Annotated in this window: 16 protein-coding genes and 1 riboswitch; of the genes, 12 read left to right on the plus strand and 4 right to left on the minus strand. The window is 72.2% G+C overall.

The window, feature by feature from the left end; translation table 11 throughout:
* The first annotated feature begins 104 nt into the window (after positions 1-104).
* The 8 genes from ACFC79_RS03280 to ACFC79_RS03315 all read left to right on the plus strand — a co-directional run bounded on the left by ACFC79_RS03280 (position 105) and on the right by ACFC79_RS03315 (position 11,002).
* Positions 105-3,437 carry a lantibiotic dehydratase gene (locus ACFC79_RS03280; protein ID WP_376234470.1) on the plus strand — a complete coding sequence of 1,111 codons (3,333 nt, stop codon included), beginning with the start codon at positions 105-107 and terminating at the stop codon, positions 3,435-3,437.
* Entirely contained in the window at positions 3,434-4,924 is a 1,491-nt protein-coding gene (locus ACFC79_RS03285; protein ID WP_376234473.1) for a lanthionine synthetase C family protein, read from the plus strand. Before ACFC79_RS03280 ends, ACFC79_RS03285 begins: the two co-directional genes overlap by 4 nt.
* Entirely contained in the window at positions 4,921-5,901 is a 981-nt protein-coding gene (locus ACFC79_RS03290) for an ABC transporter ATP-binding protein (RefSeq protein ID WP_376234475.1), read from the plus strand. The genes ACFC79_RS03285 and ACFC79_RS03290 overlap by 4 nt, the downstream gene beginning before the upstream one ends.
* Complete coding sequence (locus tag ACFC79_RS03295; protein ID WP_376234478.1) at positions 5,898-6,701, plus strand: ABC transporter permease; 804 nt, start codon at positions 5,898-5,900, stop codon at positions 6,699-6,701. The genes ACFC79_RS03290 and ACFC79_RS03295 overlap by 4 nt, the downstream gene beginning before the upstream one ends.
* Positions 6,698-8,206, plus strand: coding sequence for a DUF6895 family protein (locus tag ACFC79_RS03300; RefSeq protein WP_376234481.1), 1,509 nt, complete (start codon positions 6,698-6,700; stop codon positions 8,204-8,206). Before ACFC79_RS03295 ends, ACFC79_RS03300 begins: the two co-directional genes overlap by 4 nt.
* Before the next feature lie 360 nt (positions 8,207-8,566).
* A complete protein-coding gene (locus ACFC79_RS03305; protein WP_376234483.1) occupies positions 8,567-9,697 on the plus strand; it encodes a DUF5954 family protein in 1,131 nt (376 codons plus the stop codon).
* Positions 9,698-9,926: 229 nt separating this feature from the next.
* Positions 9,927-10,247, plus strand: coding sequence for a hypothetical protein (locus ACFC79_RS03310; RefSeq protein ID WP_376234486.1), 321 nt, complete (start codon positions 9,927-9,929; stop codon positions 10,245-10,247).
* A 272-nt stretch (positions 10,248-10,519) separates the two neighbouring features.
* Positions 10,520-11,002: a hypothetical protein gene (locus tag ACFC79_RS03315; protein ID WP_376234488.1), complete on the plus strand. Its 483-nt coding sequence runs from the start codon at positions 10,520-10,522 to the stop codon at positions 11,000-11,002.
* A 593-nt stretch (positions 11,003-11,595) separates the two neighbouring features.
* On the opposite strand, the gene ACFC79_RS03320 is transcribed toward ACFC79_RS03315, so the two are convergent.
* The 4 genes from ACFC79_RS03320 to gcvT form a co-directional block, all read right to left on the minus strand.
* The gene (locus ACFC79_RS03320) at positions 11,596-12,978 is read right to left on the minus strand and encodes an L-serine ammonia-lyase (protein ID WP_376234491.1); all 1,383 of its coding nucleotides are present in this window, start codon (positions 12,976-12,978) and stop codon (positions 11,596-11,598) included.
* A 360-nt stretch (positions 12,979-13,338) separates the two neighbouring features.
* On the minus strand, positions 13,339-14,598 hold the full coding sequence (glyA, locus tag ACFC79_RS03325; protein ID WP_376234494.1) for a serine hydroxymethyltransferase: 1,260 nt from the start codon (positions 14,596-14,598) through the stop codon (positions 13,339-13,341).
* Positions 14,599-14,618: 20 nt separating this feature from the next.
* Positions 14,619-14,996: a glycine cleavage system protein GcvH gene (gene gcvH, locus ACFC79_RS03330; RefSeq protein ID WP_376234497.1), complete on the minus strand. Its 378-nt coding sequence runs from the start codon at positions 14,994-14,996 to the stop codon at positions 14,619-14,621.
* Between the two features lie 188 nt (positions 14,997-15,184).
* A complete protein-coding gene (gene gcvT / locus ACFC79_RS03335; protein ID WP_376234499.1) occupies positions 15,185-16,309 on the minus strand; it encodes a glycine cleavage system aminomethyltransferase GcvT in 1,125 nt (374 codons plus the stop codon).
* A 140-nt stretch (positions 16,310-16,449) separates the two neighbouring features.
* Positions 16,450-16,547, minus strand: a riboswitch (glycine riboswitch).
* 179 nt (positions 16,548-16,726) lie between these two features.
* On the opposite strand from gcvT, the gene ACFC79_RS03340 reads away from it, so the two are divergent.
* From ACFC79_RS03340 to ACFC79_RS03355, 4 genes are all read left to right on the plus strand, one after another.
* Positions 16,727-17,509, plus strand: a complete 783-nt coding sequence (locus ACFC79_RS03340) for an AAA family ATPase (RefSeq protein ID WP_376234501.1) — start codon at positions 16,727-16,729, stop codon at positions 17,507-17,509.
* 36 nt (positions 17,510-17,545) lie between these two features.
* A complete protein-coding gene (locus tag ACFC79_RS03345; protein ID WP_376234504.1) occupies positions 17,546-18,316 on the plus strand; it encodes an enhanced serine sensitivity protein SseB in 771 nt (256 codons plus the stop codon).
* A 205-nt stretch (positions 18,317-18,521) separates the two neighbouring features.
* Complete coding sequence (locus ACFC79_RS03350) at positions 18,522-19,295, plus strand: enhanced serine sensitivity protein SseB C-terminal domain-containing protein (RefSeq protein WP_376234506.1); 774 nt, start codon at positions 18,522-18,524, stop codon at positions 19,293-19,295.
* Positions 19,296-19,781: 486 nt separating this feature from the next.
* Complete coding sequence (locus ACFC79_RS03355) at positions 19,782-20,786, plus strand: ABC transporter permease (RefSeq protein ID WP_376234508.1); 1,005 nt, start codon at positions 19,782-19,784, stop codon at positions 20,784-20,786.
* Positions 20,787-20,873 lie beyond the last annotated feature (87 nt).

Below are 20,873 nucleotides of genomic sequence, written 5' to 3' on the forward strand. Positions count from 1 at the left end.
GGGGGACACCGTTCGAGGCGAAGGGGGTCTTCCTGTACCGTGCGCCGCTGGCGTCGCGAACACCCCCGGCAGATCCCCGGGCACAGGGCGGCGGTCGCCTGCGCGTGCCCGTCACGGGTGGCCCCCGGTCCCTCGACGCCTGCGTCGAACTCCTCACCTCGGTCTCCGCCGACAGCGTGCTGGGCGAGGCCCTCGAACTCGCGTCACCCAGCCTCGGTGCCCTGGTCCGGCGAGTCACCGAGCTCGGTGCCGCCGGTGTCAGGGCAGGCCAGTTGCGGCGGGCCGCACTCGCCGTGCTCCGCTACGACATCAGGATGCGTACCCGGCCCACCCCCTTCGGCCTGTTCGCAGGGGTCGCCCGCGGCCGGTTCGGGCCCACCGCCAAGGCCGAGCGCGGCACGGCACACCGCACCCGCACCCATGCCGACATGCAGTGGCTCACCCGAATCGGTCATCGCCTGGAACGCGATCCGGCCGTCCTGGCCACGCTCACGGTCCAGGCCCACCAGGCCCTCGTTCCGCGCGGTGACCGACTGGTCCTCACCGCCCCTTCCACGCAGGGCGAGCCCCCGGGCGAGGGCGGCGAGGGGCGCTCCACCGTCTCCGTGCGCAGGACCCCGGTGGTCGAACGGGCCGTCGCCGAGGCCGCCGCACCCCTGCCGTACGAGGAGCTGGTCCGCCGCACCACCGAGGCGTTCCCCGGCGCACCCCCCGAACGAGTACGCGGCCTGCTGGCCGAACTCGTGCGACAGGAGATCCTGATCACCGGACTGCGCCCGCCCCTGGACGGCGGCGATCCGCTGCACCACGTCCTCGGTCTGCTCGCCGGGGTCGCCGCACCGTCCGTCGAGACCCTCCGGGTGCGGGACGGGCTGCTGGCCGTGGACGAGCAGCGGCGGGCGTACGACGCCCGGCCCGTGGGCGCCGGACACGAGCAACTGGGCCGGCTGCTGAGCACCGCGCGGTCGGTGGAACCCGACGGCACGCCCCTGCACGTCGACACCCGTCTCGACGCCGAGGTGCGTCTGCCGGACACGGTGCGCGACGAGATCGAGGCGGCCACCGGGGCGATGTGGCGGCTCTCGCGGCCCAAGCTCGGTCTCCTCGCGCTGCGCGACCACCACCGCCGGTTCCTCGATGTGTACGGCGCCGACCGGCTGGTGCCCGTCCTGGAACTCCTGGACCCGTCGACCGGACTCGGCGCGCCCGCCGGCTACGGCTGGCCCAACAGCGAGGCACCGCAGGCATGGTCCGAGGCCCCCCGTACGGCCCGCAGAGATCGAGCCCTGGCGCGGCTCGTGGCAGTCGCGCAGCGGACCGGAGGGCGCGAGGTGGTCCTCGACGACGCGGATCTCGACGAGCTGTGCCACGACACCGCCGACCGCGCCGACGTACCCAACTCCTGCGAGGTGACCGTGCAGGTCGTCGCCCCCTCCGTGGAGGCGCTCGACGAGGGCGAGTTCCTCGTGTTCCTCTCGCCCTCGCCCGGATCGCACCGGGCCGGTTCCACCTTCGCCAGGTTCGCCGACCACGCCCCCGCCTGGCAGGCCGAGTTCGCGGACCTGCACCGGGACAATCCGGTGCACGTCCAGGACGCTGTCGCCGTCGACCTCGCCTTCCGGCCCCGCTCGGGCCGGGCCGCCAACCTCGCACACACCGTCCCGGCCACCGGCCGCCGCATCGGCGTGGGCCTCCCCGACGCGTCCGACACCGAGGAACTGCGCCTCGCCGACATCGGCATCGGCGCCACCCTCGACCGACTGACCGCCGTGCACATGCCCACCGGCCGCGAGATCGTGCCGGTCCTCGGCAACATGGTCAGCGCACCCGCCCAGGCCCCCAACGCAGTCCGGCTGCTGTGGGAGATCGGGCTGGAGGGACAGCGGCTCTGGGAACCCTGGAACTGGGGCCCGTTCGCCGACGCGCCCTTCGTCCCCCGGGTGCGCCGCGGACGCTTCGTCCTTGCCTCCGCGATCTGGCGCCCGGACCGGATCCGGGCACGCGCCCGGGAGCTGCGAGCGAGGGACGACCGCGGACGGGACGCCGACTGGGCGCACGCGGTCGCCGGCTGGCGGGCCGACTGGGACGTGCCGCGTCGGATCCTCACGGTCACAGCCGACCAGCGGCTGCTGCTCGACCTCGACGACGCGTGGCACCGGGAGCTGCTGCTCGACCAGTTGCTGCGCCACGAGGACCTGATCGCCCAGGAGGTCCCCGGCGGGTACGAGGGCTGGCTGGACAGCCCGCTCGCCGGGCACACCTTCGAGGTGGTCGTCCCGATGACCCGCCGGGAGACGGGCCTGCCCCGTCGTCGGCCGTACGCCGGACACCGCAGCCCCGTGCCGTCCGTCCCCGCCGGGCGGCCGGCCTCCGTTCCCTCGTCCGTGTCGCCCGTCTCCGCCGGGCGGCCGGCTTTTGTTCCCTCGTCCGTGTCGTCCGTCGCCGCCGGGCAGCCCGAAGGCGTCGGGCTGCCCGGCGGCGACGTGTCGGGCGCATGCCCGCCGGCCGTGTGCGCTCCCCGCACCCCGAACACCCTGTGTGCCGTTCGCGCTCCCCGCGCCGTGCACGGCCTCGGCGACGAGTGGCTGTACCTCAAATTGCGCGGTTCCGTACGCGCCCAGGACGACCTGCTGCGCGACCGAGTCCCGGAACTTGTCGAGCTGTCCGGGCGGCACGGCGTCGACAGCTGGTTCTTCGTCCGGTACACCGACGACCACGGCCACCACCTGCGGTTGCGGCTGCACGGCGCGCATCCGCGAGAGCTGTGGGGCACGGCCGTCCCGGCGGTCGGCGTGCTGCTCCGGCAGTGGCAAACGGACGGGCTGCTGCGCGGCCACACGCTCGACCAGTACGAGCCGGAGACCGAGCGCTACGGCGGACCGTCGGCCCGGGGAGCGGCGGAGGACGCCTTCCGGTACGACAGCGAGGCCGCCGTCGAACTGCTGCGCGTGGCCAAGGACCCCGGGAACGGCTACGACGTCGACGACCTCGCGGTCATCTCCTGCGCCGCACTGGCCCACGCCTTCGGGACGCCCGCGCCGGGCGGCCCGAGGCACACCGGCGGTCACGGCGACGACGCCGCCGTGACCTGGCTGTCCATGACCGGTGCGCGGCGCGACCTGCCCCCGGCCTTCCGCGCCCGGTCCGCGCGCTGGCGCGGACTGATCGATCCCTACGGCGGCTGGCCCGCCCTCGCCGCCGATCCTGTCGGCATACGCGTCCTCGACGCCCTGCGCCCGCGCGACCTGGCGGTGAGCCGACTCGCCGCATGTGTGCGGTCCGCCGGGGAGACGGCGGAGGGGCGGGTCGTCGGCAGCCTGCTGCACATGGTGTGCAACCGGCTCTTCGGCGGTTCGGGCGCCCGCGAACTGACCGTGCTCGGCATCGCCCGCGGCGCCGTGCAGGACCATGCCAACCGTCGGAGGCACCAGCAGTGAACCCTGCCGCAGTCCACCGCGACGACGCCCCCGGGGCCTCGGCCCCGCGAACGGCCCCCGCGACGGACCCGCCCCGGGCCCGTGCGCCGCACGAGCCCGGGGCCGCCGACCGGCCACCGTCCCCGGATTCGTCGACGGACACGTCTCCCGGTACGGACCGGGCCGTCCGGCTCGTCGCCGAGCGGCTCGCCGATCCGGAGCACATCGCCCGGGTGGCTTCCCGTGACGGCAACCGCGACCCCGTCTACGACGCCGTCATGTGGGGCCCGCTGACCCTCGCCAACGGCCTTCCGGGCACCGCCCTGCTGTACGGCGAACTCGCCCGCACCGACGAGACCCGGAGAGAGGTCGCCCACCGCCACCTCGCGGCAGCCGGGCGCGCCATGGCCACCGCACCCCGCCGCGGTCTGTTCTCCGGACCGGCCGCGCTGCTCGCCGCCGCACAGACCTGCGCGGGGCCCGAGGGGCACTACCACTCGCTGCGCCGCAGACTCGCCGCGTGGCTGGCCGAGGACCAGACCGAGCGGCTGCGGATTTTCCACGCCCGTGCCCTGGCGGGTGGCCGCGGCACCGAATGGGCCGCGTACGACCTGGTCAACGGGGTCTCGGGCACGACCCGACTGCTGCTGGACGCGGCGGCCGATCCGGCCGAGAGCAGCCCCGCGGTCGAGGCCGCGCTGGACGCCTCCCTCCGGCACCTCGTCGGCCTCGCTGCCCCGGTCCGCGTAGACGGTCACCGGGTGCCCGGATGGTGGGTGCCCGGCGGACTCCAGGTCGGCGCCCGGGACCGCGAGGCGTACCCGCGGGGGGACTTCAACCTCGGGCTGGCGCACGGCATCGCCGGACCGCTCGCCGTGCTCAGCGCCGCGTACGAGGCCGGACACGGCACCCCCGGCCTGCGCGACGCCGTCCACCGCATCGCCGACTGGCTGCTGGGCTGGACGCTGCACGACGACGCCGGACCGTACTGGCCCGCCCGGGCCGGCTGGGACGACGAGGTGGCGCCGCACCGCCCGCGAGGATTGTTCACCCGCACCGCCTGGTGCTACGGCACCCCGGGCGTCGCCGCCGCACTCCTGAGGGCGGCTTCCGCCCTGGAGCGACCGGACTGGCGCACCGCCGCCGTCGACGCGCTGCGGGCCGCGCTGCGGCGGGACGAGTCGGCGTGGGCCATCGAGGGGCCCACCGTCTGCCACGGATACGCCGGGCTGCTGCGCATCGTCGCCCGTGCCGCCGAGGCGACCGGAGACCCCGAACTGCGCGCCGGGCGTGTCCGGCTGACGGACAAGGTGCTGAGATTCCTCGACGAGGACGCGCCCTTCGCGTTCCGCCACCTCATGCGCTTCCCGGCCGCCGCCCGCTCGCCGGTGCCCCACCGCGCGGTCGACACCGCGGGCATGCTGGAGGGCGCGGCGGGCGTCGCCCTGGCCCTGCTGCCCGTCTCCCACGAACCCCTCCCGTGGGACCGCACCCTGGGGCTGGCATGACCGGCCGGTCGCCGGAGCGGGACGGGCGGACGGCGCCTCCCGCCTTCGAGGTCACCGACCTCGTCGTGCGCCACGGCGGGGTGACTGCTGTGCGGAACGTGTCGATCAGCTCGCCGCCGGGCCGGGTGACCGCTCTGCTCGGGCCCAACGGGGCCGGGAAGTCGAGCCTGTTGGCAGTCGTGTCGACCGCTGCCCGCCCCGATGCGGGAACCGTGCGCATCTTCGGTCACGACACCCGAGAGGCACCGACGGCCGCCCGTCGCCGACTCGGGCTGGTCTTCCAGGAACGCACCCTGGACAAGGAACTCTCCGTCGAGCGCAACCTGTGGTTCCACGCCCGGTTGTACGGCATGAAGCGGGCGGACGCCCGGGAACGGATCGGCCTGCTGCTGGAACTGTTCGACCTCACCGACCGCCGCCGCCGACCTGTCGAGGAGCTCTCCGGCGGACTCGCCAGACGCGTCGAGATCGCCCGCGCCCTGGTGCACCGGCCCGGACTCGTCATCCTGGACGAGCCGACCAACGGCCTCGACCCGACCGCGCGCGCCACCGTCTGGGACGATCTGCTGCGGCTGCGCGACGAGTTGGGCGTCACCGTCCTGTACGCGACGCACTACATGGACGAGGCGGAGTACGCCGACGAGATCGTCATCCTGCGGCAGGGACGGATCGTCCGGCGGGGCGCCGTCGACCAGCTCAAGGACGGCCTGCACGCGTCCCGCCTCGTGGTGGGCTCCGCGGACGACGAGACCGCCGCCCGGCAACTGCGCGCGGCAGGCTTCGAGCCGTTGATCGAGCCGGGGGGAGTCGCCGTGCACTGCACCGACCCCGAGGCCCGGATCGCGGAGGTGGTGCGGGCGCTGGACGTCCCGGCGCTCACCGTCTCCGTGCGTCATCCGTCCATGAACGACGTCTACCTGGCGGCAGCGGGGCAGCACGATCCGCGTCGGCGGCCGGAGGAGGCGGTCACACCATGACCGCGACCACCGTCCGCGCCCGGCCGCCCGCAGTAGCCGACGACGGCCGGCTGCGCGTGGCGCTGCGGGCCATCGGCGTCATCGCCCATCGTGATCTCCTGCGGCAGGGCAGACGCCCCGGTGTGCTGCTCAGTCAGGGAGCGCAGATCCTCTTCTTCGTCCTGGTCTACGCAGTCGGCTTCGACGGAATGATCGGCTCGGTCGGCTCGGTGCCGTTCAGCGCCTACGTCTTCCCCGGCATCATCGCAATCCAGGTCGTGTCGATCGGCGTCGCCTCCGGCCAGACGTACGCCTGGGACCGCGAGTACGGCGTGCTGCGTGAACTCCTCGTCGCCCCGGTGCCCCGGATCTGCCTGCCCCTGGGCAAGGTCGTCGCCGGGGCCGGAACGGTGACGGCGCAGAGCGCGGTGATGCTCGCGTTCTCGCCGCTGATGGGCGTGGAGCCGACGGTCGGCCGGTTCACCGCGGCGCTCGGCTGCTACGCGCTCGCCGCCACCGTGTTCAGCGTCATCGGCCTCTGTCTGGCCACGGTCATCACCCGCGTGCAGACGCTCCAGGCGACCGTCCAGCTCGCCATGTTCCCGATGCTGTTCCTGTCCGGCTCGGTCTTCCGCCCGCAGGACGTCCCGGTCTGGCTGGGCTGGATCATGCACGTCAACCCCATGACGTACGCCGTCGACCTGGCCCGCCAGACCCTGCTGGACGGCGGTGGCCTGCTGCCGCCCGGGGTGGATCTCGGTGCGCTCGCCGCGATCCTCGTCCTCGCGCTGACGGTGCTGCGACTGCGGAGCGGACGATGAGCGGCGCATCCGGGGCCGAGGACACCGACTGGCCGGAGCTCCCCGCGCACGGCGGGCACCCGGTCGCACCCCCGGAGGAGGAGGGCGAGGCCGCCCGACGGGTGCTGACCGGCGCGCTGCGCTGGATCGAAGCACATCTGGAATGGTTCGCACCGCGACGCTGGGAGGAGTTCCTGCCCCGCCGCCCCTTCCGGCCCGGGCCACTCCTCGAACTCCTGGGACTGATCCGGGTGCTGGACCGGTCGGGCATCGTCCCCGTCACCGCGTCGCTGCCCGGCCGCGCCCTCGACCTCGCCGAACAGGCGGTCGGCGAGCCGGAGTTCGTGCGTGGACTGCACCGCGGCGACGGCTTCTTCCCCTACCACCTCAACCTGACCGCGCTCCTGGAACTGCTCGGCCGCCCGCACCCCGCGCTGCGCGCGGCCTGCCAGGCGCTGCTGGAGGCGGACGCGGGCGGCCACTGCCGGCCGTACAAACCGGTGCTCTCCCGGATCGAGTTGCGCTACTTCGTCGACCGGGGCGGCTTCACCGCCCCCGACCTGCTGCCCGGCATCGGTCCGCTCTACCGGCAGAGCGTCGCGGCCACGGGCGCGGACGTGCTCCAGCTGACCGCGAGCGAGACCTACGCGCTGACCCATGCCCTCTTCTACGCGACGGACTTCGGCCACCGGCGTCTGCTGCCCTGCCGGAGCGGTGCGGTGAGCGAGGTGCGCGAGACCGTACGGGTCCTGCTCGGCGTCCACCTCGCCCGGAGCAGTCTCGACCTCCTGGCGGAACTGCTGCTCTGCGACGAGGCGTTGGACGACGGAGGTGAAGGCGGAAGCGCAGGAGACGGTGCAGGTGCGAGTGCAGGAGAAGGCGGAGGTGCGAGCGGCGGAGAAGGCGAAGGTGCCGGCGCAGGAGCGGACGAAGGGAAAGGCGCAGGAGAAGACGGAAGAGGAAGGACGGGAGAAGGCGGAGACGGGCGCGAGTTCCGGCCGGGAGCGTGGAGACGGGCGGGCTGGCACGCGCTCGCCGCCGCCCAGCGCGTGGACGGCGCCGTGCCCGGCCCGGTCCACCGCACCCGGGTCCTGGGCGGCCTGACGGGCGACAAGGCCACTGCCTACCTCTTCGGCACCTGCTACCACACCACGCTCGCGTCCGCGCTCGCCGCCGCCGCGCGAAGGCCGGACGCCGCGTCGCGGGACGTGCCGCGGCAGGTGTCGGGGCCGGCGGCCGGGAGGCTCCCCGGCCCCGTCGGCTTCCCGCTGCCCCGCGCGCGTCCCGAGGAGGTCCGGCGGTGGGCACGGCGGGCGGCCGACGCGGCCGGGTCGGCCCCGGCCGCAGTGCGCGCGGAACTTGCCGCCTGTCTCGACCCGCTGCTGGTGCTGGCGGTTCAGGCACATGACCCGGAAGTGCTGGCGGAGGTCCTGCGTGCCGCCGAACGCCTCGGCCGCGGGGACGGGGCGACGGTCCGCTCGGCGGCGGCCCTCCTCGCTGCCCGGAGCCACGCCGGGACCGGTTGACCGGCGACGGGCGGTGAGGCACACGCACGGACGCGCTCGTTCCGGCGCGAGCGTGACGGCGAGGGCGAGGGCGAGGGCGAGGGCGACGGTGCGGCGGGGAGTGGGCGACGGCGCGGGAGTGGGGAACACCGGCCCCCGACCTGCGTGTCGGCGGAGCGGTCAGGGTGCGGGCTGCCGGGGCGCGGACGGCCCGGGCAGGGAACAGCCGGGGTGCGGGGTGGCCGGGGCAGGGAACAGCCGGGCGCAGGGCGGCCCGGCAGGAGGTGGCCGAAATGACCCAATCCGACCGACTGTGTGCGTCAACTGATCACTTCTGCTGGTTCCCCGGCGAGGGCATCCCGTGTCGGGCACATTGAGTACATGACCGGTTACGAAGACAGGATCCCCGGATACCTCACCTTCCGGGTTTCCCCGCAGGAGGGCCCCATCGCGGCCTTCGCCGAGCAGGAGGCGTGGCAGGCGCGGGAGCTCTATCCCCACCTGCTGGGGGTCGGGCTGGGGGAGTTCTTCCACGCGAGGGAACATGACGCCGGCGGCTGGGAGTTGTCCGAGTACGGCACCGACACGCCACAGGGCGCCAGGGATTCCCTGGGATCGTATTTCCGCAGGCGCGCCGCGGAGGCCCAGGAGGCCGAAGACGCGCAGGGGCAGAAGGCGTGGATGGCTGCCGCCCTGCGTATGGACCGCGAGGTCGTCGACGATCTCCGGGTCCACGGCGAACGCTTCCGGATCGTGCGCGCCTCGAAGTTCATCCGCATGGGTCGCGGCGGCCCCGAGGGGCCGCGCCCCTCAGACCCCGACCAGGCGGAGGTCGGCGAGGCATATCGGGTGCGGTCCCGGACCAAGGGGTTCGTCGTCGACCCGTACGTCAGCACCGGATTGTCCGACAGCCTGCTGAAACTCGATCTCGTGCAGTTCGTCGGATCTTCCCCCGGCGCACCGGTGGAGGTGCGCGACGACGCGGTGCGGGCGGCCCAGGACTATCCGGGCGGTGTGCTGCTGCCGGCCGTCTTCATGATTTCCGAGCGGGAGGACGGGCAGTGGAAGGCGCACAACCCCGGGGCCTCGGACGCGACGCCGCAGGGAGCCCGCGACAGCTTGGGGTCGTGGCTGCGCGTGATGGCGCCGTTCACGCTGAGGCTCTCGGACGAGAAGCGGGCGGAGTATGCGCGGGCGGCCGACGGACTTGACGAGAAGCGCAAGAACAACCTCGTCGTGGACGGAGTCAGGTACCGCATCACCCGGGTCGAGCGGCTGGTTCGCGTCGGTCCCGACGGGCCGGAGGGGCCGCGGCCCAGTGACTACGACCCGGAGCCCCCGGTGGAGGTCCACACACGGCAGTTGAAGGAACAGGGGCTGTGGAAGGAGCCGAACGACGACGAGCCGGTCGAGTTCGACGAGCGAACCCTTGAACTCAAGGAGCTGTGGGACCAGGAGGAGATCCGTCGCGCGGCGGCCAAGGAGCGCAGGAAGGGCGGCAGCCGCACCTGACGACCTGGCGGGCAGGAGGAGTCGTCCCCCAGGTCGTCAGGGCCCGTGCCGTACTCAGTGATCGGCACCGGGGCTCCACGAAATGCCGTGGCAGCCGGTTCCACCGGCTGCCACGGGCGGAAACAGGAAGCCCACGGCCGGGAGAGGACGCTCGTGCTCAGAACCATCACCGCACCGCGGAGCCGGCACCCGTCCTGCCCGTCCTCCCCGTCGGCACCGATTCCCTGCTGTGCAACTCAAGTACGAGGTGCAGTCGGCCACCGGTCCCGGCGCGACCCGCTGCCTCGGTCACCCACGCGAGCCGGCCTTCGACGGCATCCCCGCGACGTGCTCGAACTGTCGGGCCCGACGTGACTGGCCACTCATCAACCACGGCCGCAACGTCTGGACCCGTTGCCGGTGCAGCAACCAGTGGCTCGAACCCGAGGTCGGCCGCGCCGACGTCGACGCCCTGATCGACAGCCCGGACGTCACGAACTACCCCAGCGTCGAGCAGTGCCTCGTCGCGCTCGGCTTCGACGGCGCCTTCGTCGGCAGCTACCTGAAGTAGGCGAGCAAGGGCGCAAACGCCGAGGAGCGCCACCGACGCCCGCGTCGAATCCGGTCGCCCCTGTGCACAACCCGTTCACCGTGCCGGCTGACGGACAAGCTGCTCGCCCTCAACGAGGATCTCGGAGGCAAGGGGGTCCGTTATACGGTGCCCAATGAATGGGGTGCCGCGCATGTGAACGAAGTGCTGTCCAATGCCTTCCCGGAGGCCCGTGTCGGCGGGCAGCTGAGGGCGTATCACGTGCCCGGCAACGGCATGAGTGGAATGAGTTCATGGCTGTAGTGATCACAATGCTGGAAGGGCTCAGGGGTATCACGCCGCTGAGGGCCGAGGGTGCGGCGGCGCGGTTCTCGGCCCAGGAGTGGACGCCCAGGGGTAAGCGCCGTGACGGCGTGGAGACGTCGTGGCACAAGGACGGCGTCGGGGGCTGGATCCAGACGTTCACCGGCGGGGCGGTCAGCGTCAAGTTCTACGTCTGGATCCGCGATGTCGACGAGTCGGGCTACTTCGACGACGTGGATGCCGTCTACGAGCAGGGGGAGCAGGCGCTGGCCGACTTCCTGCCCGAGATCGAGGAATCTTCTCTCGCCGGTCACCTCGTCGAGGCCGAGCAGACGGCGGCGGACAGGGACGAGTTCATCGCGGTGAAGAAGTGGACCCTCGACGGCCGGATCCTGACCGCCGGTGTGATCCAGCAGGACGCCGATCTTCCGGTGATGGTCGTGGTGGCGCTGGAAGAGCCCGATGTCGCCTGACTCGGCCCGTACGCCAGGGCGCCCGCGTCTCCATCCGGGGCTGGGCGCGCCCGGCTTACGGAGTACGCGGCCCAGGGGTTGCTGCGCACGGCGGTCCGCGCCCGGTTGCCGCTGACCGGGACCAGCGCGGTGCACCGGCTGTTGGAGAGCCGTGCTCAGCTGGGCCGCATACTGGTCGTCCCGTAAGGGCGGCAGGGCCGGTCCGAACGCTCGTCGTTACGGCTGACACGTCGGTGTAGCGCCAACCTCGGCCATACGCCGGTGTGAATCAGGGGGAGTTTGAGTGCTCCCGCGTACCAGCCCCTGGTCAGGGGTGAGGTACCGAAGTACTTCGGGCACCTCACCCCGCAGCACGTGTGGCAAGACCGGCTTTCCCGGCAGCCGTGCTCACGAACCGGCGGCCCCAGGACGTGAGGAGCGTCCGAAGCGGTTCGGTTTCCCCCTGTGGGGCGGGCTGTGGCAGGACGATGCCGGGGACTTTTCGGGGGATTTCGCGTCTGTCCCAGGGAGGTTCCAGGGACTTCCCGCCGCGTGGGCGGGGAAGGCCCTGACAGCGCTGAAAGATAGAAACGCGCTGGTCAGAGCCTATTTCCTCAGCACTCGATGATGTTGACCGCGAGACCTCCGCGCGCCGTCTCCTTGTACTTCACGCTCATGTCCGCGCCCGTCTCCTTCATGGTCTTGATGACCTTGTCGAGGGAGACCTTGTGACTGCCGTCGCCGCGCAGCGCCATCTTCGCCGCGGTGACGGCCTTGACCGCGGCCATGCCGTTGCGCTCGATGCACGGGATCTGGACGAGACCCCCGACCGGGTCGCAGGTGAGACCGAGGTTGTGCTCCATGCCGATCTCGGCGGCGTTTTCGACCTGCTCGGCGCTGCCGCCGAGGACCTCGGCCAGTGCGCCCGCCGCCATGGAGCAGGCGGAGCCGACCTCGCCCTGGCAGCCGACCTCCGCGCCGGAGATGGAGGCGTTCTCCTTGAAGAGCATGCCGATGGCCCCGGCGGCCAGGAGGAAGCGGACCACGCCGTCCTCCTTCTCCGCCTCGGTGGCACCGCCGGCCGCGAAGTTCATGTAGTAGTGCAGCACCGCCGGGATGATGCCCGCGGCGCCGTTGGTCGGCGCGGTCACGACGCGGCCGCCCGCCGCGTTCTCCTCGTTGACCGCCATGGCGTAGAGGGTGATCCACTCCATCGCGTGGGCCTGCGGGTCGCCCTCGGCGCGCAGCTGGCGGGCGGTGGTGGCGGCGCGGCGACGGACCTTGAGCCCGCCGGGCAGGATGCCCTCGCGGGACATGCCGCGCGCGACGCACGCCTGCATGACCCGCCAGATGTCCAGCAACCCGGAGCGGATCTCGTCCTCGGTGCGCCATGCCTTCTCGTTCTCCAGCATCAGCGAGGAGATGGACAGGCCGGTCTCCCGGGAGAGCCGCAGCAGTTCGTCGCCGGTGCGGAAGGGGTGCTTCAGCACAGTGTCGTCGAGGACGATCCGGTCCTCGCCGACCGCGTCCTCGTCGACGACGAAGCCGCCGCCGACCGAGTAGTAGGTCTTCTCCAGCAGCAGGGCGCCGTCGCGGTCGAAGGCGGCGATCGTCATGCCGTTGGCGTGGTAGGGAAGCGCCTTGCGGCGGTGCAGGACCAACTGTTCGTCGGCGTCGAAGTCGATCTCGTGCATGCCGAGCAGGTTGATCCGGCCGGTGGTGCGGATGTGCTCCACCCGGTCGTCGGCGGACTCCACGTCGACGGTGCGGGGCGACTCGCCCTCCAGGCCGAGCAGGACGGCCTTGGGGGTGCCGTGGCCGTGCCCGGTCGCCCCGAGCGAGCCGTACAGCTCCGCGCGTATCGAGGCGGTATGGGCGATCAGGCCCTCGTTCTTCAGCCGACGCGCGAACATACGTGCGGCGCGCATCGGGCCGACCGTATGGGAGCTGGACGGGCCGATGCCGATCGAGAACAGGTCGAAGACCGAGATGGCCACGGGTGACTCCTCAGGGGGTTGGTAGACGCCGTTGTCTGCCGGGTGGTGCGGGGACGGGCCGGTGGGCCGGGCGTGCGGGGGGCAAGGGATGGGGCACCGCACTCACCGACCAGTGTGCGCGATGCCCCGTCCGAAGGATGGCGGACCGTGTCCATTCTGTGCCGGATTGCTCCGGTCTGCTTTCCGGAGAGTGTCGATTTTCTCCCGGATGACCCCGGGTGTTCTCCGGATCGCTGCGGTGCGGACGCGTCCCAGGGGCTGTCGTGCGGACGCGTCCCCGAGGCCGCCGTGTGGACGCGTCCGCAACAGCCGCCGTGCGGACGCGTCCAGGAGACCGCCGTGTGCGCGGTCTCCGCCGGATCAGCCCAGGCCGGGGTAGAGCGGGAACTTCTCGGCCAGGGCGACGACCCGGGCCTTCAGCGCGTCCGCGTCGTAGGACGGCTTGAGCACGGCCGCGATGATCTCCGCGACCTCGGTGAAGTCCTCGGTGCCGAAACCGCGGGTCGCCAGGGCCGGTGTGCCGATCCGCAGGCCCGAGGTGACCATCGGCGGCCGCGGGTCGTTCGGGACGGCGTTCCGGTTGACCGTGATGCCGATCTCGTGCAGCCGGTCCTCGGCCTGCTGGCCGTCCAGCTCGGAGTCGCGCAGGTCGACGAGGACCAGGTGCACGTCCGTGCCGCCGGACAGCACGGAGACGCCTGCCTCGGCGACGTCCGGCTGGACCAGGCGCTCGGCGAGGATGCGGGCGCCGTCCAGGGTGCGCTGCTGGCGCTCCTTGAACTCCTCGGTCGCCGCGACCTTGAACGAGACGGCCTTGGCCGCGATCACGTGCTCCAGCGGACCACCCTGCTGCCCCGGGAAGACCGCCGAGTTGATCTTCTTGGCCAGCTCCTGCGTCGACAGGATGACGCCACCGCGCGGACCGCCCAGGGTCTTGTGCGTGGTGGTCGTGACGACGTGGGCGTGCGGCACCGGGTTCGGGTGCAGGCCCGCCGCCACCAGCCCGGCGAAGTGCGCCATGTCGACCATCAGGTACGCGCCGACCTCGTCCGCGATGCGGCGGAAGGCGGCGAAGTCCAGCTGACGCGGGTACGCGGACCAGCCGGCGACGATCAGCTTCGGCTTGCTCTCCTTGGCCAGGCGCTCGACCTCGGCCATGTCCACGAGCCCGCTGTCGTCGACGTGGTACGGAACCACGTTGTACAGCTTGCCGGAGAAGTTGATCTTCATGCCGTGGGTCAGGTGACCACCGTGGGCCAGGTTCAGGCCCATGATCGTGTCGCCCGGCTTCAGCAGCGCGAACATCGCCGCGGCGTTGGCCTGCGCACCGGAGTGCGGCTGGACGTTCGCGGCCTCGGCGCCGAACAGCGCCTTGATCCGGTCGATGGCGATCTGCTCGACGACGTCGACGTGCTCGCAGCCGCCGTAGTAGCGGCGGCCGGGGTAGCCCTCGGCGTACTTGTTGGTGAGGACGGAGCCCTGGGCCTCCATGACCGCTACCGGAGCGAAGTTCTCCGAGGCGATCATCTCGAGGGTGGACTGCTGTCGGTGGAGCTCGGCGTCGACGGCGGCGGCGACGTCCGGGTCCAGGTCGTGGAGGGATGAGTTGAGAAGCGACATCAGGTGGTCCCTTGGGGTCTTTAGTTGCCGGAGAACTCGGTGTACTCGTCGGCGGAGAGCAGGTCCTCGGGCTCCTCCGCGACACGTACCTTGAACAGCCAGCCGCCCTCGAAGGGAGCGGAGTTCACCAGCGACGGATCGTCCACGACGTCCTGGTTCGCGGCGGTGATCTCGCCCGTCACCGGCGAGTACAGATCGCTCACCGACTTGGTCGACTCCAGCTCGCCACAGGTCTCGCCCGCGGTCACCGTGTCGCCGACGGCGGGGAGCTGCGCGTAGACGACGTCGCCGAGCGCGTTGGCGGCGAACTCGGTGATGCCGATCGTGGCCACGCCGTCCTCGACGGCCGACAGCCACTCGTGCTCCTTGCTGTAACGCAGCTGCTGGGGGTTGCTCATGACCTGAATTCTCCTGTACGTGGGGGAGTGCTGATGAACGGTGGTCTTACGGTGTGAGACGAGACTGCGTCACTTTTGCGGCGTACGGATGTCGATCTCCGGCTCCGGCGCGGCCTGCGGGGCCCGTGGGTGCCGTCGTCACTTCCGACGCCCGTGGCGCGGATGTCGCTGTGACGCTTGTGAAGACGTCACTTCCGACGCTTGTAGAACGGCAGGGACACGACCTCGAGCGGCTCGTGGTTGCCCCGGATGTCCACGCCGACGCCCTCGGTGCCGGGGGCGGCGTACGCGGCGTCCACGTACGCGATCGCGATCGGCTTGCCCAGGGTGGGGGACGGGGCGCCCGAGGTGACCTCGCCGACGACCTCGCCCCCGGCCACCACGGAGTAGCCGGCCCGCGGGACCCGGCGGCCCTCGGCGATCAGCCCGACCAGCTTGCGGGGCGGGGCGGTCTCGGCGCGCTCGGCGGCGGCCACCAGCGCCTCGCGGCCGACGAAGCCGCCGTCCTTCTCGAACTTCACGACCCGGCCGAACCCGGCGTCGAACGGGGTCAGCTCGGTGGTCAGCTCGTGGCCGTAGAGGGGCATGCCCGCCTCCAGGCGCAGCGTGTCCCGGCACGAGAGGCCGCACGGGACCAGGCCGTGCCCGGCGCCCGCCTCGGTGAGGGCCTTCCACAGCCGCTCGGCGTGCTCGGGGGCGACGAACAGCTCGAAGCCGTCCTCGCCGGTGTAGCCGGTCCGGGCGATCAGCGCGGGGATCCCGGCGACCGTGCCCGGCAGACCGGCGTAGTACTTCAGACCGTCCAGGTCGGCGTCGGTGACCGAGGCGAGGATGGCGGGGGACTCGGGGCCCTGGACGGCGAGCAGCGCGTACGCGTCGCGGTCGTCGCGCACCTCGGCGTCGAAACCCTCGGCCCGGGCGGTCAGCGCGTCCAGCACGATCTGGGCGTTGCCCGCGTTGGCGACGACCATGTACTCGGGGGCCTCGGCCTCTCCCAGCCGGTAGACGATCAGGTCGTCCAGGATGCCGCCGTCCTCGGCGCAGATCATCGTGTAGCGGGCGCGGCCGGCGGCGACGGTGCCGATGTTGCCGACCAGGGCGTAGTCGAGGAAGTCCGCGGCCTGCGGGCCGGTGACGGTGATCTCGCCCATGTGGGACAGGTCGAAGAGACCGGCCCGGGTACGGACCGCCTGGTGCTCCTCGCGCTCGCTGCCGTACCGCAGCGGCATGTCCCAGCCCGCGAAGTCGGTCATGGTCGCGCCCAGCGAACGGTGCAGGGCATCGAGTGCGGTCTGGCGGGGTGCGGTGCTCATGAATGTGGCTCCCGGGGCATGACGACGAGGACGAACCCTCCCCATCTGTCATCGGAACCTGAGAGGTTCGCCGAGAGCCCCCGAAGGGTTCGGCTTGCACCTTGGGTGGAGCCGCGAAGCGGCCCGCTTTTCAGATCTGCCTCATCCGCGCGGTACGGGGCCTGAGAGATTCAAGGGAGGAACTTGCTCCTTCGGCGCCCGGCACATGCAGTGACCGGAACTCTCCCGCGCGGATTCAAACGGCCGTTATGCAGTTGGCCGGGTCATCATCGCACGCATCGCGCCGGAGCGGGGCGTCGGTCCCGGACGGAAATCGGCAGGTGGTCCCTTACCGGATCCGGCGGCGTGGACGGTTGTGCCGCATTACCTTTTCTTTACACTTCGATGCATGGGTGGACACCCGGCAGGGGGAGCGCGATGACGTTACGGCGGTATGCGGCGAGCCCGGGGCCCGTTGGCGCGATGCCCGCACAGCCGGGGGGACCGGCCGCGGAATCGTTCGACCGGCCCCCGCCCGTCGTGCGCGACCTGCGGCGGGGCGGCGGGCGGGAGCCGCACTCCCTGCGCTTCGCCGTGGGCGACGTGGTGGTGGTCTCCGGCCTCCCCGGCAGCGGCAAGTCGACACTGATCCGGCGGGTGGCCACGGTCCGCGCCGTCGACTCCCAGGACACCCGGGACCGCTGGGCGCGGCTGATGCCCCGCCCGCTGCCCTACGCCCTCTACCGCCCGCTCGTCCGCCTCGCCCACTACGCGGGGCTGTGGAAGTGCCTGTGCTCCGGCGAGTCCGTCGTCGTCCACGACTGCGGAACCCAGGCATGGGTACGCAGTTGGCTGGCCCGCCACGCGCGGCGACGGGGCCGGGCCCTCCATCTGCTCCTGCTGGACGTCACGCCGCAGACCGCGCGGGAGGGGCAGCGGGAACGCGGCCGGGGCGTCTCCGGGTACGCGTTCGCCCGGCACCGCAGGGCCGTCGGCAGGCTGCTGCGGGACGCCGGGGACGGACTGCCGCCGCCCGGCTGCGCCTCGGTGGTGCTGCTGGACCGGGAGGCGGCCGGGCTGTTGCGCCGGATCGCCTTCGCGCAGGTTCCGCCAGGCCCCGGAGGTCCGCCCGGGACGGACGCCCCGTCCCCGCCCCCGACGGGCGGCGGCGTCGCGGTGTCCGGCGACTGCTCCGCCGCCCGCCGTGGACGAGGTCGCTAACCTTCTGCCAACAGGCTCGGACGAGAAGGGAAAGCAGTGGACGTTCCGGCACAGGTCCAGCCCCATCCGCAGCACGGATGGCCGGCCAACGAGCTCGAAGAGGTGCTGATGGCCTCGGTGGGTGTGGCGGAGGCCGGCGGGCGCCTCGTCGAGGTACTCGGACGCAGTCAGGTCTGGGTGCCCCTGCCGAACGGCGGTGGTCCCGAATCAACCGACCTCGACCTGCCGACGCTGGAGATCGACGGCGCCGCGTTCGTCCCCGTGTACAGCTCCGAGCAGCAGTTCCTCAGCTGTGTCGGCGACCGGATGTCCTTCGCCGTCGCACCCGCCCGCGACTTCGCCCGCGGCCTGCCCCCGCAGCTCGGCATCGCCGTGAACCCCGGCGGCGCGGTCGGGATGCCGCTGCCGCCGCCCGCCGTGGCCGAGCTCTGCCGCGCCGGGCGCACCCCGCTCGACGGGCCCGCGAGCGGCGGCCGGGTCCGCCTGTACGAACCGGACTGGCAGGAGGAACCCATCGACTTCCTCTCCGCCGCGGCCGGTGAGTTCGAGGAGAGCGGCGTCGTGATCACCGCCCGCCGGGCGCTGGCCAGCGTCGAGGGCGCCGAGCCCGCCCTCTTCGTCGGCGTCGAGCTGTCCGACCGGGACGGCACCGTCCAGAGCGCCCCGATGGACGCGCTGGGCCGGGCACTGGGCCGCGTGGCGGTGCCCTGGCCGGTCAATCTGGTCCTGCTCGACGTGGCCCAGGATCCGGTCGGCGACTGGATGCGGGAGAAGCTCCGCCCGTTCTACCGGCGCGGGGAGCGGTAGCCGGGCCCGGAACGGTGGCACGGGCACGGGCGCGCGGACCGTGCCGCGGGCGGCCGGGGCGGGGCACCGTACCGGCCCGAGGCGTCAAGTCGGTGTCAGCACCGGCACCTAAGCTGGTTTGATGGCGGGTGCCACGGCATCCGCCGCACCCGTGTGCCCCGGGAGCGGCGCGCCGGCACAGTGGAACGAGGAGGGGCGGGACCAGGTGAGAGCGTCAGGCACCGCGGCGGCCGGACAGGTCGAGCACATGCTGCGCCAGGTGACGCCCGGACGCTACGACGCGTACGAGGCGCTGCTCCAGGCCCTCGCGGACGGCCGCATCTGGATGCTCCTCTGGCACGGCCGGGCCGGTTCGCCCGATGCCCAGTACGGGAACATGGAGATCGACGGCCTCGGCTACGCCCCCTGCGTGACCTCCGCCCAGGAGCTCTCGGCCAGCGGCTGGAACCGGTCCCACGAAGTGGTCACCGGCCGTGACATCGCCCGCGCCCTGTTCCCCGACCGCTGGGGGATCTGGATCAACCCGCACGCTCCGGGCGGTGGGGTCGGCATCCCCTGGCTGGACCTGCGCCGGATCGCCACCGGCCTCGACCGGATGCCCGCCGGTCCGCTCCGCCTCACCGAGCCGGCCATCGAGATTCCGCAGTTCTACGCGCTGCTGGCGCAGAACGCCCATCGCACCCCCGCGATCCGTTCGCTGCGCCGCGTCTGGGTGCAGCCCGCCCTCGGCACGGCGTACCTCGCCATCGGCCTCGATCTGTACGACACCAGCCGGCCCTCCGTCGACGCGGTGCGCGCGATGATGCGGCAGTCGGTCGGGGCGGTCCCGGAGGGGCTGCCCGTCTCCACCGTCGCGATGTCCGACGAGTACGACCCCGTCGCGATGTGGCTGCGCGCCAACTCCCGCCCGTTCTACGACCGCGAGGCCCACGCCCCGGCGCCCGGGTACGGCTACCCGCCGTCCCCCGGCGCGTACTGAGCCCGCCGGGACGCGCCCCGGGCCTGCGGGACCCCCCGTCCTGCGGGACACGCCCCGGTTTCTTCGGCCGGCCCTTACGGCTGCCACAAGGCCCCTTGCCCGGCGGGACGTTGCGCCGGTCGCGGCACCCGGAACGCGATCACGGGTCGATGATGCCCGGATCGGGTGCCACACGGCCCGCATGTCGGGTATCTCCGTGCTGGTGCCGTTGGGCGATGAAAGCGAAACATATGTGGTTCGGCGTCCTGTTGAACCTCAAGTGACCTGTGTTCGACGGGCGTTCACGCGCGTCCGGATAACGGAACACACCGGACCGCATCACGGTTAGGCATCCATTCGCCTGTCGGTATGGCTACGTCGCGCGCCCGCAATGAAGACTCCCGCAGCAAGGGCGTCTTGCCGCCTCCGCGTACGACTGACTGATCCGCGCCGCCACAGCGGCCAGTTCGGCCCGGCCACCGCCGGTTGAGAGGGGTCCTTGCCACGATGACGGCACCACTGCACGAGCCGACCACGGAAGCGGATCCGCAGACGACCGGTGGTCCCGCGGCCGACTCCGGGGCGAAGAAGGTCGAGGGCCGGTCCCTCAAGCAGATCGCCTGGAACCGCCTCAAGCAGGACAAGGTCGCTCTGACGGGTGGCATCGTTGTCCTCGTCCTGATCGCGGTGGCGATCTTCGCGCCGCTGATCGTCGGCCTGCTGGGGCACCCGCCCAACGACTTCCACCAGGACAAGCTCGATCCGCTGACCAACCTGCCCACGGGGTCGCTGGGCGGCATGAGCAGCGACTTCCTCTTCGGCGTCGAGCCCAACAAGGGCCGGGATGTCTTCAGCCGGATCGTCTACGGGGCCCGGATCTCGCTGCTGGTGGCCTTCCTGGCCGCAGTGGTCGCCGTGGCCCTCGGCACCCTCTTCGGGATCGTCGCCGGCTACTTCGGCGGCTGGATCGACGCGGTGATCAGCCGGGTGATGGACGTGCTGCTCTCCTTCCCGCAGCTGCTCTTCATCATCTCCCTGGTCTCGGTCCTGCCCGACGACCTGCTGGGCCTCACCGGCAGCGGGGTGCGGATCGCCGTACTCGTCGCCGTCATCGGCTTCTTCGGCTGGCCCTATGTGGGACGCATCGTCCGGGGCCAGACGCTGTCGCTGCGCGAACGCGAGTACGTGGAGGCCGCGCGGAGCCTCGGCGGCGGGCGCGGACACATCCTCTTCCGCGAACTGCTGCCGAACCTCGTGGCGCCGATCACCGTCTACGCGACGCTCATGATCCCCACCAACATCCTCACCGAAGCGGCGCTGAGCTTCCTCGGCGCCGGTGTCCGGCCGCCGACGGCTTCCTGGGGCGGCATGCTGCGGGACGCCCTGGAGACGTACGAGCACGACCCGATGTTCATGGTCTTCCCCGGTGTGACGATCTTCATCACGGTACTGGCCTTCAACCTCTTCGGGGACGGGCTGCGCGACGCCCTGGACCCCAAGGGGACCCGATAGCCCACGACTTGCCCCTGCCGCACTGTCAGGTGGCTCTTCCCATGGTTCTCCGGCAAGCAACGGCCTGGGACCTCGATCTCGGAGGTT

The sequence above is a fragment of the Streptomyces sp. NPDC056061 genome (assembly GCF_042266885.1).
Lineage (GTDB): Bacteria > Actinomycetota > Actinomycetes > Streptomycetales > Streptomycetaceae > Streptomyces.